Annotated in this window: 13 protein-coding genes; 2 read left to right on the top strand and 11 right to left on the bottom strand. The window is 56.1% G+C overall.

What is annotated here, in order from left to right:
- Positions 1-14 precede the first annotated feature (14 nt).
- The 4 genes from traL to B0B13_RS00735 all read right to left on the bottom strand — a co-directional run bounded on the left by traL (position 15) and on the right by B0B13_RS00735 (position 1611).
- Entirely contained in the window at positions 15-308 is a 294-nt protein-coding gene (traL, locus tag B0B13_RS00750) for a type IV conjugative transfer system protein TraL (RefSeq protein ID WP_076793822.1), read from the bottom strand.
- Positions 309-323: 15 nt separating this feature from the next.
- Positions 324-656: a TrbC/VirB2 family protein gene (locus B0B13_RS00745; RefSeq protein WP_076793821.1), complete on the bottom strand. Its 333-nt coding sequence runs from the start codon at positions 654-656 to the stop codon at positions 324-326.
- Positions 657-741: 85 nt separating this feature from the next.
- A complete protein-coding gene (locus tag B0B13_RS00740; RefSeq protein WP_076793819.1) occupies positions 742-1113 on the bottom strand; it encodes a hypothetical protein in 372 nt (123 codons plus the stop codon).
- A gap of 3 nt (positions 1114-1116) precedes the next feature.
- Entirely contained in the window at positions 1117-1611 is a 495-nt protein-coding gene (locus B0B13_RS00735) for a lytic transglycosylase domain-containing protein (RefSeq protein WP_076793818.1), read from the bottom strand.
- Positions 1612-2075: 464 nt separating this feature from the next.
- Here B0B13_RS00735 and B0B13_RS00730 point away from each other — a divergent pair, with 464 nt between their 5' ends.
- A complete protein-coding gene (locus B0B13_RS00730) occupies positions 2076-2735 on the top strand; it encodes a response regulator (RefSeq protein WP_076793816.1) in 660 nt (219 codons plus the stop codon).
- Here the strand turns inward: B0B13_RS00730 and B0B13_RS00725 are convergent.
- From B0B13_RS00725 to B0B13_RS00710, 4 genes are all read right to left on the bottom strand, one after another.
- Positions 2704-3483 (bottom strand): sensor histidine kinase, encoded by a 780-nt coding sequence (locus B0B13_RS00725; RefSeq protein WP_076793815.1) that lies wholly within the window; start codon positions 3481-3483, stop codon positions 2704-2706. The genes B0B13_RS00730 and B0B13_RS00725 overlap by 32 nt on opposite strands.
- A gap of 651 nt (positions 3484-4134) precedes the next feature.
- Positions 4135-7008, bottom strand: coding sequence for a MobF family relaxase (gene mobF / locus B0B13_RS00720; RefSeq protein WP_076793941.1), 2874 nt, complete (start codon positions 7006-7008; stop codon positions 4135-4137).
- A 227-nt stretch (positions 7009-7235) separates the two neighbouring features.
- The gene (locus B0B13_RS00715) at positions 7236-9260 is read right to left on the bottom strand and encodes a type IV secretion system DNA-binding domain-containing protein (protein WP_076793813.1); all 2025 of its coding nucleotides are present in this window, start codon (positions 9258-9260) and stop codon (positions 7236-7238) included.
- On the bottom strand, positions 9247-9639 hold the full coding sequence (locus B0B13_RS00710; protein ID WP_076793812.1) for a plasmid mobilization protein: 393 nt from the start codon (positions 9637-9639) through the stop codon (positions 9247-9249). Before B0B13_RS00710 ends, B0B13_RS00715 begins: the two co-directional genes overlap by 14 nt.
- A 312-nt stretch (positions 9640-9951) precedes the next feature.
- On the opposite strand from B0B13_RS00710, the gene B0B13_RS00705 reads away from it, so the two are divergent.
- Positions 9952-10230, top strand: a complete 279-nt coding sequence (locus tag B0B13_RS00705; RefSeq protein WP_076793810.1) for a hypothetical protein — start codon at positions 9952-9954, stop codon at positions 10228-10230.
- Positions 10231-10500: 270 nt separating this feature from the next.
- On the opposite strand, the gene B0B13_RS00700 is transcribed toward B0B13_RS00705, so the two are convergent.
- From B0B13_RS00700 to B0B13_RS00690, 3 genes are all read right to left on the bottom strand, one after another.
- Complete coding sequence (locus B0B13_RS00700; protein WP_076793809.1) at positions 10501-10797, bottom strand: addiction module antidote protein; 297 nt, start codon at positions 10795-10797, stop codon at positions 10501-10503.
- Between the two features lies 1 nt (position 10798).
- On the bottom strand, positions 10799-11092 hold the full coding sequence (locus B0B13_RS00695; protein ID WP_076793807.1) for a type II toxin-antitoxin system RelE/ParE family toxin: 294 nt from the start codon (positions 11090-11092) through the stop codon (positions 10799-10801).
- A 315-nt stretch (positions 11093-11407) separates the two neighbouring features.
- Positions 11408-12213 (bottom strand): IS5 family transposase gene (locus B0B13_RS00690; protein WP_139337242.1). Its coding sequence is split into 2 segments (ribosomal slippage): positions 11408-11883 and positions 11883-12213, totalling 807 coding nucleotides; the frame shifts between segments, so codons are not numbered across the junction.
- Between the last annotated feature and the right edge of the window lie 260 nt (positions 12214-12473).

Raw genomic sequence — 12473 nt, 5'->3', positions numbered from 1 at the left:
GTGCACTTGCTTCCCTATCCGTTGAGTTCTCGGATATGGCTACCCGGCAGCTCCTTGGGCTGCGGGAACCCGGTGAACCAGTACAAGAGGTGGGTGGCTATGCCCGGGTGCTTGCCTGTCTTGAGCTTGCTATAAAAAAACGCAGCTGCAACGCCAAAACCCAGACCAAGAATGGGAAAGCCCGTAGCAATGCCCACCAAGACACCCATCAAGCCAATGCCAGCGATGTCCAACTCCCAGAATAGGAACTTGGGGGCATCGTCCAAACGCCTCGGGATGTAGTGGGAAAGGTCGGTTCTTTCTGACATAGCCGCCCCGCACGCTTAGATGATTGCCGTAAAGCTTTTATTGACGATGCCGACGAGCACGCCGACCCCCATCGACAGCACAACAGCACCAAAAAACCAACTCCAGTCCTTCTTGACAGCGGCCATGACTGAACCAACGCCGATAGCGATAAGGGCTGCCAGCTTGCCCAAGTTGCCCTTGACCCACTGTTCCCACTTCGTCACTGCTGCGGCGAACTCCGTACCGTCGCTAGCATAGACGCTGGAGACAAGCATCATCAAAGTCATGACGATGCCTACTTCTATCAGCGTTTTAAGCCACCGCTGAGCATTGCTGTCGCGTGCACTTATTACTTGCATTACGGTCATTTGCAAAGCACTCCTTTATATGAAAAGTAGAATTCCCTGTACTTTGGAGCCTTGCGCTGGGATCACGCAAAGACGGCGAAACCGATCACTTCGTAGGGGCGGGTTTGCATTCGTACTTCACTGTTGACCTTCTGTGCTTTGGCTTGCGTTTCGCCGGTTCCAGCTTGACCGGATCGACTTTCGCGCGCGAAAGTTCGGTTAGCACGCGGGCAGACTGCGGTTGTGGCAACGGCAAGGGCTGTGGCGGAATGTGCAGATGTTTGATCGACCGTTCGGGACAGTCCTCGCCGTCACAAAAGACGAACTTGGTGTCGCGCGGCACGCCAAATTGCACGACACCTGACAGGCGCTCGATTGGGTTGAGCTGATTCACAAACTGAGCATTGGCGACAGTCACACCTGCGGCGGCCAACGCGAAGACGAGAGAAAAGCGAGACGTGTGAGCTGGCAACGCCATGCGTCAATCCCCATGGTAGCTGGCAACTTGTGCCGGCGTCGTTGAGTATTGCTGCGTCTGTCTATAGCCTTCGTAGAATTGCTGCACATCCTGCACGTACCTGACTTGGGCAGCGACATTCTTGGAGTTGGGGCCAGTGTAGTAGCAACCCACTGCTTTCCAGGTGGTGCCAAAGCGCTGGATGCAGTCGGCTAGCACCCATGCGCCCACCTTCTGGCTAACGCAAGCGTCGAACAGATGCTCGCGGCGGATGCCAAACCGTGTCAGGGTCGGCAAATGAATCGTATTGACCTGCATGAGACCCAGGGCGCGGTTGCCATCGGCCAGCTTAGGACCGACTGCGCCGGCACAGCCGCGCGACTCTTTCCAGGCGATCGCCTTGAGCAACAGAGGATCGATGCCATACCCCCGCCCCGCCTCTTCCCAGCACGTTGCAGACGCAGCGATTGGCGCCAACAGTAGGCTAGCGACGGCCAAAGTACGTGCAACAAAATTCATATAGGCCTTTCAATTGCGCTATTTGAACAGTTTTGTGCTTCCACAATGAAAGCAACTTAGCTTTAAGTGCTGCAACGAGTATGACGACGGCTCTTTAGCACAGGCCGGTAGGCAAAGCGGTGCTGTTTCTGCCCAGTCGCTAAGCGAGCCTGACCTCACTCACCGCGGCATTATTTCCACAAACCAGAAGAAAAAGAAAGACCCTACCGGAAAAATACCTTCCTCTTACAGGAAAAATGCAATGATTGTTTCGGAAATCTTTCTACTACTTCAAATCTATATGACTGTGTTACGCTGGGTGGAACATGTATAGCGATGAAGTTGACGCCACATTTCTGTCAAAATTCGCGAGTAGGACACAGGCTCAAGCGTTGAACCCTCACCGGTGACCACATGAAGCACGCTCGACAGCACCAGCGCTTGACCGTCGGGATCGACCGATCACATGACCAATAGGTGACGACTTGGGAATCAACGTATTTTTAGTGGACGATCATCAGCTACTGGTGGCCGGCTTCCGTGACGTGCTGAAGAACTACGGCGTCAGTGTAGTCGAGGCGGCCTACGATCTAGACGGCGTAGTTGACCGCTATCTGAAAGTCAAACCGGACGTGCTGGTGATTGACCTTCGGTTCAGCAGAAAGAATGCCGGAAGAAACGGGCTGGACGTATGCGAGGAGCTACTGGCGTGCGAGCCGTCGGCCAAAATCATCATTTTTTCGCAGTTTGACGATCAGTACATCATCGAAAAGTCCTATAAGCTTGGCGTGTTAGCCTTTGTGCGGAAGGACGAAAGTACCGAAGTACTCAACGAGGCGATTCGGACAGTCGCCGCGGGGAGAGAATATTTTTCGCCGAAGATTGCCCAGCTTTTGGCTTGGTCAGCAGTGAAAGAGCGCGATCCGAATAAGCTGTTGGACGAGAAGGAAATGCGCACGTTCGCTCTGGCCGCGGACGGCGCCTCCCTATCCGACATATCAGCGCAAATAGATCTATCCACCAAAACGGTGAGTACTCTGCTGAAAAGCGTAAAAAGCAAGCTAGGTGTGGAAAGCCAAGCCGACATTACCAAGTTGGCCATCCGCTACGGCATTACGACAACTTCCCTGAAAATGAAAAGCTGATACGGGTGCCAGGTCGCTGCGCATTGACCGGATCGGTAACCTGGACCTTTAACCCTCCTCCCAACGCACGTGCGCGCTCACGCATGTCGATCAGCCCGATGCCGGCGTTCTCAGTATTTTTTGCGGACGCCTTCATACCCACCCCATCGTCGGCGATTTCGACCTTGTACTGGTTAAACGCTTTGTTGTACTGTACCAAAATGCGCACTTGGGAGGCGTTGGCGTGCTTCATCGCGTTAAACAGGGCCTCTCGGATGATTTTGTAGGCACTCACGGCCACAGCCTCCGGCAGCTCTGGACGCTTGGGCAGATTGTGGTCTAAAGTGATCGCGGTCTCATCAAAGAATGACGTATAGTAAACGACGAGAGACTCTAAGGCGGCCGTAAAACCGACGGAGTCGATAACCTCAATGCGAGTGTTCTTGATGATGTCGCGTGTTTGCGCATAGGCGTCGGACACCATTTCAAGCGCGCTCGCCAGCAGTGCCGACGCTTTCCCATTGTCCTTCACCAACGGTTCTAGCTGCTTTAGGGTGTTCTTGCTGATTAACAGTTGAGGGTTAACTTCATCGTGCAACCGCCGTGCAAGAATGCGCCGCTCCTCATCTATGCGTCGGTTCGATTCAGCCAGGGCACGCCGAATTTCCTCGTGTGACACATCGATGCGCTTCATGCCATACCGCACAGTCAGATACAGAGCGAAGAGGAAGAAAAGCAGCATAAGGCCAGCGGCCACGCTGGAGATCATGTTCGCTCGGGCAATGAAGGGCAAAGCCAATCAACCACCCACCCTACACACATAGCATATATCTGACGGCCAAGTTTTTCTTGACCATAAAAATGCTGACCGCAAAGGCGACCAGCAGGACGATAAAACTTGATTTAACTCGATTCTTTAGCTTTAGCCGAGGCAACCACAATCTTTGCATTCTTCATGCCGACCAAGCAGCCAACATTCTGCTAATAGCAAGGTAATCAAAGCGTCTGACACGATGACCAATGCCAAGTGCTCAACACCCTACCTTTTCTTAAATGACCGAACGTAAAGATATCAAATCAAAAAGTCAGAAAATGAGGGCCATAGTGACATTACTTGCGGCGTTTCTTCAGGCCAGCCTCGGCTAATTTAATGATATATGTATTGGTAAGAGCCTCCAGCTCGTCACTAGATCGATCATGCGCTGGTGCAACTCGGGCTTCATGCAAAGAAATACCGTCCTTCTGCCACTGTAAATTCGCCGACGCCTCGTCCCTCGGCCGGTTTTCCGGCGTCTGCCCAGTCAGTCATGGCGTAGCTTCTGTATATTTATCAAGGTTTGTTGTCGCAAAGTGCAGGCTGGCTTACCCTATCCTGGCACGCACAGGCCGCGAACAACTTGCGCCCGCAAAAGTCGACATTTTAACGGGATTCTCTTTGAGAGTCACGGTTTAGCTGTGGCGACACCGAACCTGTGCCGGCCGTAATGCCGGTGCCTTTTTCGTACCGCTGGATGACTTCCACAGCACTTGTCTTATCCTGCTTGGCGGCCACGGCGCGCGCCGCAAGGTTCTTGTCGTTGGTGTAGAGGCGAAGCTCATGGCTCGCGCGGGTTGTACCGACGTAAAAGCTGCGGTCACCGAACACCTTGGCCATGGTCTCCATAACGCGTGGTTGCTTCCGTTCACTATCCGTTTCAGGCGCCCGAATATGGAAGATTGCACGATGCTGAGTGGCACCTTGAGATCCGTGGACCGTTGATGCGTAAGCATGGTCCCAATGTTTGTTCCTGGAAAGATCGACGTCATGCAGTGACAACTGCTTGCCCTGGCGCAACTCCAGCGTCACGCGGTCGCCGGCAATGGCGACTACCCTGGCGAGCTCGCCGTTTTTAAACTCGCCTTCGTTTCGAGTCAGGCGGATCAGATCGCCCCTGGCCAAGCCGCGCGTGTCAGTGTCGTAGACTTCAATCTTATTGTGCTTCTTAGGCTGCCAAGCGATGGTCGAACCATCCTCCTTCTGCAACACAACCGTCCCGACCGGTGCATCAACAGACGTCACGCGCATGTACTCACCCTTGCGGGCGTCGATCTGCTGGTAGTCGCGGCCAAACCGCACCACGTCGCCCTGGCTGTAGTATTGGGCCTCCCTTTGCATCGCACGCGTCCAGCCCTTTGACACCAGAATCTCTCGCGTATCGTCGTTGCGGTCCAGCTCACCGATCGCCTTCAGGCCCTCGCGCACCCCATTATTGATCGCTACGCGGTCTCTATTGTACGCGGTGATGACGATGGTGCGCTCACGCTCCGCCTTGCCCATCTGGAGCACATCTTGCACCACAGCATCAATCACTGCTCCGGATCCACCCTTAACCTCGCGGACCATGCCCGCCTTATCCATGTAGGCAAATGCCCTGCGGTTGTTGGCCAGCTCCACTTGCGTCAGTCGCTGCCCGTCCTGCAGGACGTCACGGCCAACAATAATATCCACAGCTCGCTGCAAATCGCGTGTCTTCTGGCGGCTAATTTCGGTCATGTAGGCTGTGTCCATGCCATTACGTTGGGCCAACTCGAACGGCTTGCCTGCCTCCACGCCCTGCAGTTGCAGCGTGTCGCCCAGGTACAAGACCTTGGCGCCAGCCTTCTCGGCCATGTAGTCAAGCCGGGCCTTCTGACGCTGCGACAGGAATGATGACTCGTCTACAATCCAGACCTCGGCCTTGCGCTCGAAGTCGGGCGCGTACTGCTTGGCGAACTCAATGTCTTTCTGCAGCTGCCCCTCCTTAATCTGGAACATCGAAACAGTATCAGCAGCAATGCCGGTTTCGCGAGCCAGTACCTTGCTAGCCATCCCGGTCGGCGCCATGCCTCGAACGGTGTAGCCCTGCTCCTGGGCCATTTCCCGCAGCGATTTGAGCATTGTGGTTTTGCCAGTGCCAGCCAAGCCTTGCACCGCCACATAGCGGTCCTCGCTGGTCAGCACCTTGCGAATGGCCTCCTTTTGCCCGGCTGTAAACTGAAAACCCTGCCTCTTCTCTGCCAATTGGATTCGGGCGGCCACGGCCGCCGAGTCAATCATTTTCGGCACTTGGCCCGTGTGAGCCCGCACCTGGTCCAGCGTCCACATTTCGCTGCCCAACATCTTCTTAGTGGCGTACTGTCCGTCTGGCAGCTTCACCAAGTCGCCGTCGCGCTCTAGTCTATCGAAGGCCAGCTGCACCTCGCATACACAGACACGGCCAACACCGTGTGCAATGGCGACCGCCATGAGGTCATATTGGGTCACCACGATTTCACGTTCGATCAGGTGGGCCGCAGCAAACTCCATTGCCTGTCGGCCAGTCATTTTGTCTTCTCGCACGGCGCCGCCCTGGGCACGCTGGGCGTCAGCCTTGGCCTGGATAGCATCGAAGTCGATGCCGATCTCCTTGGCTCGATCCTTCCAGTCAGCAATGAGTTGGGCATGGTCCACGTCCACCTTACGGGCTCGCGTTTTTAGGGTAGCGTCCTCCTTTTGCTGAGCCGTCGCATCGTCAATGTCCACGCCCTTGGCTTTTAGAGAGGCCTCAATTTCCGCCCGGCGCTGACTAAAGTGCTCGATCTGCTCTCGGGTAATGCCGGCAATCTCAAAGTTGCCTTTCTCGTCCGTGCGCCGCAGATCGTAGCCCAGCGCCTGCAGGCGGTCAGCCAACTCCGACGTGTAGATTGCACCGACCACGCGCTGCGCTTTATAAATGTCGTCGTTGGTGAGCGAGCGCCATTGCCCGTCATCGCGGCGGGTGGCGTTCACAATGACGGCATGTGTGTGGGTTTGAGGGTCCAGATTGCGGCTTGTGTTGTGGCGGAACATCGCCACCGTTAGATTGCCTGTCTGCACCACCTCCGTCTTACCGCCCTCGCTCTGCCGCGTCTGCGCGAGGTTCGACTCCACGTAACTAAGCGCCTGCTTGACGGCCGCTTCGTGCGCCTCGCGCACCTGACAATTGCCATGCACCTCGGCCAGCAAAGACACGCTTTTGGGTGCGGAGAATGTCACGTCAATGCCTGGCCGGTGCTCACGCTCCTTCTCGCCAGTTTCCCCGTTTTTCACCCACTTGCCCAGTTCACAACCCTCAACTTCTCCAGAAAGGATGTTAAAAAACGCTTGCCGGTCGATCTGCTCGAACAGGTCAAGCTGCGCCGCCCCCTTGCCAAACCACTCAGAGTACTCCAACCCTTCGCCCTGAGTGTAGTAATTGTCCTTGGAGAAGTAGTGCAACGCTTGCCCAGCGCTGCCCACATTGTGCATACTTATCATCCCCTGCCCCCTTTCGGTGCCAGAACGCTGAAAGCTCGCAAGAAAGGCAAATAGCACGTCCATCCAACTGCGCATCCTTGCCACGTTTAGTCTGTCAGATCGGCACGTTGGCGCCCGACATAGTACGCCACTATTTCGCCAGCGCTCGGTCATATTGAGCGAGCAGCGCCGTCATCTACGCACAGGTCACCTTCACGGTTGGCCGTCCAGTGCCACTCACGACCTCTTTACAAGGCGTCGGCAAGCGGTTTTCTGTGCTTTCCGCCCGGTTTATCGGTTGCCGCGGCATCGTCTTTCACATGCAAACGCGGGCGCGCTTTGCCCGTTTCCGGGTCAATGGTTTCGCCGTTGGCGTTGCGCTTCCCCCCCGTCACTGTGGCAGTCGGACCATCCACATCGTCCTCGTCCAGCAGATCGACGGCCGGCCTTTTCTCGGCATCGGCCTTCGCTGCCTGCTCAGTAGCCGGTTGTTTATCTGCTGGATCTTCAGCCGATGTGTTAGCCACGGCCGATAGTGCATATTTCGGCTTGAAGTCGACGGCCAGCCCCGTACGCTCAATAAAGCCACTGGCGATTTTTGGCGTTGGCACGTAGTTGTAGCTCACCTTAGCAATCGGAAAATCGCCGGGAATGGTCAGGTAGCCGGTCATATCGGGTAGTTTTAGGATCTCCGAGGTAAGCACGAGGTTGCGGATGTTCCGGCGCGCGAAAACGCTTACGCCGTCACGGTGCGCGTGCAGACCATAGCTCAAAGTTTCTTCCTTCTCATCAACCTCGTATTGCCCCATCAATTTTGCCAGCAGCTCAGCCGCCTCGCCATCTGTCACACGCAGCAGTAGCTTGGTCTGACAGCCGGAAATGATTGTACTGGCCAGGTGCATGCCATAGATTTTGTAAAGTTGAGAGAAGTCTTGAACGCCGAGCACCATGCACAGCCCGTACTTGCGGGTGTTGGTAAGTGCGAGCTTGAGGATGTCAAGCTTTTGTAGAGTCGGCAACTCATCAATACAGAACCAAAGCCGTTCACGATGCACCGCTTCGAGGTCAAGTACCGCCTTGATTGCCGTATCGATCCACAGCGATAGCAGCGGTGCCAGCGCTTCGCGCATCGACTCGCGCGCCGTGATGAACATCCATGAATCACCCTCCTCATGCACCCAACTACGGATGGAAAACGGCTCGCCGCTATCGTGCAAGAAGCGAAAGGACTCGAGCTGATTCTGCACGGTCATCTTTAGCGACATGCCGGTACGCTCGGTCTTCGGATCGACGTAGGTAGCGCCGGCAGTGCCTTGCAGCAGCGCATGCATCGCATCTAAGTTGCTCTTGGCGATGGCGTTGTACAGATCGCGGTTCGTCCGCCGTCCCTCTCGGCCCAAGACGCGATACACATCCTTTAGTACCATGCGGCCAGCCAGGGACCAAAATGGGTCTACTTCGGCCGGATCGGGAATCAGGCCGTTCGCTAGATTATCGAAATGGTAGTCTTTCTTAATTTCGTGCCAGACGTTCCAGTTCGGGCTCCTCGCATCTAGCGGGTTCATCAGTACATCCTTGCCCTCCCGATAAAACGCCTGGGTGAATTCACCGGTTGGATCATACACAATCATGCGCTTCCCGCGCGCGCGGACCTGTTTCATCAACGAAAAAAACTGCTGTGACTTACCCGTACCTTGCGTGCCAGCAATCAGCGTATGCAGATTTTCCGAGCCCTTGCGCATCGGCACGCCAGCTAGCATGTACGGGCTAGCCTCATTGCGCGATTCAACAATCTTTTTCAGCTCCCGACCCGTCACCAGCTCGGCACCGCGAAGCTTCACATCCTGCATCTTTGAGCGCCCGTATCCCCACCAGTACAAACTGATAAGAAAGATCATGCCAATGCCGGACAGCAAGCCGATCACCCCAGCGTTGCGCAGCTTGCGCCATGCGTCGCCGGCTATCTCGTCGGTCAGTAGCGCCACATCCGCGACTTCCATCTTGCGCAATTCGCCATTGACGTGCAGCTCCATCTTCCCCGCCGTCATGTACAAGGCGTCACGGATATGGGCTAGGAGGTTGCGCTCCAACCCGTAGCGCTCATCAGGAAGGGTTGCGGTCCAGAAGTAGCCTACCGCCACGACTAGGGCAACGATCATGGAAACGAGCGCAACGGTCCAGATCGCCACAACAAACATTCTGGCCTGATGCATCCATAGTTCTGCGCCGCGCGAAAAGCTACTCGCGCTGCGCCTCGCGTCACGTTTGACCATGCCACTGCCCCTTTACTCGCTTTAGCTTCGCCCGCGCAGCGTCTTGTGCACTGTATAGCTCTTGCGGATCACGCGCCTCAACAATCGCCGTCAGCAACGCCTCGCAAGTGAAGACGGAAAGCAGCATTTCGTCGTCACTCGTGCAACCCATCGCACCCATAGATGCCGTGTTAATTTGCGCAACAGCCTGCTTGAGTCGCTGCTCGATTTCACTGACATTTTCCGCAATCACGCCTTGTACCAGCATCTGCCTTAGATACTCGGAAACACTCACTCCGTGCTCGTTTGCCTTGGACCGATAGTATGCGCCAGTGTGCTCATCCAAGCGGATGTTAAAGCGTGTTGTAGGTCCCTTGCCTGATCCTTTTTGCCGTGGCATTTATTCTTTCTCCTTATGGGTTTGGAGCATTTTTACAGTCTTCGGTGTCGCCTCGTCACGTCTTCGGTGTCGCCACGCTAAAATCCCTGTTATTGCGGCGAGTCCGGCACTAGCAACAACGTTGCGTGGTGTGTGACGCCTCTGCCGGGGGGCGGGGCAAGCCCCGTGCACTGATCGGTCCGTGCTATTCCTACCTCAAGGCTCTAGTGGATGGTATCCGTCATTTGATAACATGACGAGCGTGGAGCACAAGACGTCAAAAATCTGAACCGGCAGATTTTCCCTGGGAAATCGCATTGACCAAGGTAAAGCATGACTCAACAAAACGCCACCACAAAGTCAGGCCGTAAGGTTCGCACACTAGACGAAGAAATCCAGCGGGCAGCCTATAAGCTACAGCAGCTGCAAGAGCGCAAGAAGCAACAGGAGAAACGCCAACGAGAACGGAATCAAAAGGCGGTGTTGGAACTTATTAAGGCGGAACGGCTTGATGTAGTTCCGGCGGAGCAATGGGAAAAAGCGCTGCCGCAGATCAAAACGCTTTTGGTCGTCAATTCTGCGAAGCCGACAGCGCCAGTACAGCCTCTTTAGACGGCCCCCGCTGGAGAGCAAGCAGCCGAGATTAGCGCGTCATGTGTTTTTGCGCAGATCCGCGGGCCTTATAGTCATCGGCCGCAATACAAAAATTGCTAAAGCCGGTGGATCCGGGCACGCGGCATGATCGCGCCGATGAGGTGTTTGGCGGCTACAGCTCAGTTAGTCTAAATCGCGATGCAGCCGTATCATACACAAAGCCACGTTCTACGCGTGTTGCGCCGATTCCTTTGCGCGCGTGCAAACTGGAAAGATATCGAATCGGTATTAAGCATGATCGTAGGTAGGGGTGACGGTAAGTTTCAGCCCAAGCGCACGCACGACACTTAGGAGGGTCGCGAATTGCGGATTGCCGTGCTCATCTAGCGCCTTGTACAAGCTCTCACGGCCGACCCCCGCCGCGCGCGCAATTTGCGTCATGCCGCGCGCACGCGCGACAGTACCGATGGCTTGCTGAATGTCGGCCGCGTCGCCCGTTTCGAACGAGACGCGAAGATACTCAGCTTGCGCCTCGGGCACGTCAAGATAGTCAGCCGCGTCAAAAGGTGTCGTTTTGATTCCCATGCTAATCTCTCAACTCAGCAGCAAGCATCAAGTCTCGCTTAATGTCCCGTTGTTGCGTTGATTTGTCGCCACCGCATAACAGTAGGATGAGTGCTGAACCGCATTGAGCGAAGTAGACGCGATAGCCAGGCTCAGTATGCACACGCATTTCGCTGACGCAGGAGCCAACCGGTTTCACATCGCCAAACTGTCCACGCGCCAGCCGCTGAATCCGCTTGGCGATCTGTGCGCGAGCGATGGGATCACGCAAGTCACGCATCCACTGGACAAATTCGGCAGCCTGCTCAATTCTCATATTAGATTGTATCCCATGGGATACAACTATTCAAAGATAGTATGCAACGCGGCGTAGCCGCATCGGCTCCGACACCCACGCATCGAGCGCATGCTCAGCGGCGATAGCCGCTGCGTCTTTCTTCGTCGCAACAAGCGGCGTGGCCTTCTCTGTACCCATCCTCGGTGACAGCAGACACGGTCTGCACCTTTGGACAACACGACTTGCCATTTTTCCGCGCTGCGCGACGAGCTCTTGTCATGTCCGGCTAGACGGCATACCGTCAGCTGCATTTGTGAGCATGGCGTCAACCAGCGCACCTCGGACTAAGAGTCGCTAACACAAGTCGTCCACGAAACGTGAACAGATAACGGCAGCGGCCAAGCGGAGCAAGGCGATATGAATGTCCAGACGCCGCTCAAAGCGGATGCGCAGCTTACCAAAACCGGCAAACCAGGCGTGCGTGCGCTCAACTACCCAGCGATGCCGTCCGAGCCGCTCGCGCTTTTCTACGCCTCGACGGGCGATGCGTGCAGTGATTGCGCGTTGCTTCAGATAGCGTCGGCAGCGGGCAAAGTCGTAGCCCTTGTCCGCATGCAGTTTGCTCGGACGTTTGCGCGGCGAACCGCTCAAGCCCGGCACGGCTGGGAGGGTATCGAGGGTGCGCTCGAACACCATCGAATCATGTCGGTTGGCACCCGTGACTGTGATCGCCAAGGGAACGCCCCGGGCATCTACGACCAGATGCCGTTTGCTCCCGAGTTTGCCCCGGTTCGTCGGGTTGGGGCCGGTTTCCTGGCCCCCCGGGGGCTGGCAACGCTGGCCGCATCCAGGCTCGCTCGCTCCCAATCAATCTGGTCATGTTCACGCAACCGGCAAAGCATCGCCAGATGCAGCCTGCTCCACACGCCTGCGGCCTGCCAGTCGCGCAATCGGCGCCAGCATGTCATGCCGCTGCCAAAGCCGAGCTCCTGCGGCAAGTCTTCCCATGGAACGCCTGTATGCAGGACATACAGAATACCGTTCAATGCCGCCCGGTCGTCAACAGTGCGCCGACGCCCGCCTTTCGGTGAGGGCGTGAATGCTGGAATCAACGGCTCCAGCACCGCCCACAATTCATTGCTGATTTTGCGTCTTGCCATGACCTTAGAATACGCGCCTTACGGCCTGACGTCCAGGTTGCGTTAGCGACTCTAAACAGCAGGCTCGCCATCACTCCAACTTGCGCAGCACTCAAGCGCACCACTTCACGCAGCGGAGCGCGGGCGACTGGCGTGCCGTCAACGTCCCGGTGGCGTCTTTTGCTTGCGAAAAACGCGCGAAACAGGCGTCACGCTTGCCGGAGCAAGCTTGTTCGTATGCGCAAATATCCGCAAGGCGCGACTCTGGGCGCAGCCGCGCC

This window comes from Burkholderia sp. b14, assembly GCF_900156195.1.
Taxonomy (GTDB): domain Bacteria; phylum Pseudomonadota; class Gammaproteobacteria; order Burkholderiales; family Burkholderiaceae; genus Mycetohabitans.
The sequence above is the reverse complement of the archived record's forward strand: the minus strand, read 5'-3'. Positions and strand labels throughout refer to the sequence as shown.

What these genes read in the sequence shown, in the direction of transcription:
- traL (WP_076793822.1), bottom strand. Translation starts at nt 308, where the DNA reads ATGTCAGAAAGAACCGACCTTTCCCACTACATCCCGAGGCGTTTGGAC.
- B0B13_RS00745 (WP_076793821.1), bottom strand. Translation starts at nt 656, where the DNA reads ATGACCGTAATGCAAGTAATAAGTGCACGCGACAGCAATGCTCAGCGG.
- B0B13_RS00740 (WP_076793819.1), bottom strand. Translation starts at nt 1,113, where the DNA reads ATGGCGTTGCCAGCTCACACGTCTCGCTTTTCTCTCGTCTTCGCGTTG.
- B0B13_RS00735 (WP_076793818.1), bottom strand. Translation starts at nt 1,611, where the DNA reads ATGAATTTTGTTGCACGTACTTTGGCCGTCGCTAGCCTACTGTTGGCG.
- B0B13_RS00725 (WP_076793815.1), bottom strand. Translation starts at nt 3,483, where the DNA reads ATGATCTCCAGCGTGGCCGCTGGCCTTATGCTGCTTTTCTTCCTCTTC.
- mobF (WP_076793941.1), bottom strand. Translation starts at nt 7,008, where the DNA reads ATGATAAGTATGCACAATGTGGGCAGCGCTGGGCAAGCGTTGCACTAC.
- B0B13_RS00715 (WP_076793813.1), bottom strand. Translation starts at nt 9,260, where the DNA reads ATGGTCAAACGTGACGCGAGGCGCAGCGCGAGTAGCTTTTCGCGCGGC.
- B0B13_RS00710 (WP_076793812.1), bottom strand. Translation starts at nt 9,639, where the DNA reads ATGCCACGGCAAAAAGGATCAGGCAAGGGACCTACAACACGCTTTAAC.
- B0B13_RS00705 (WP_076793810.1), top strand. Translation starts at nt 9,952, where the DNA reads ATGACTCAACAAAACGCCACCACAAAGTCAGGCCGTAAGGTTCGCACA.
- B0B13_RS00700 (WP_076793809.1), bottom strand. Translation starts at nt 10,797, where the DNA reads ATGGGAATCAAAACGACACCTTTTGACGCGGCTGACTATCTTGACGTG.
- B0B13_RS00695 (WP_076793807.1), bottom strand. Translation starts at nt 11,092, where the DNA reads ATGAGAATTGAGCAGGCTGCCGAATTTGTCCAGTGGATGCGTGACTTG.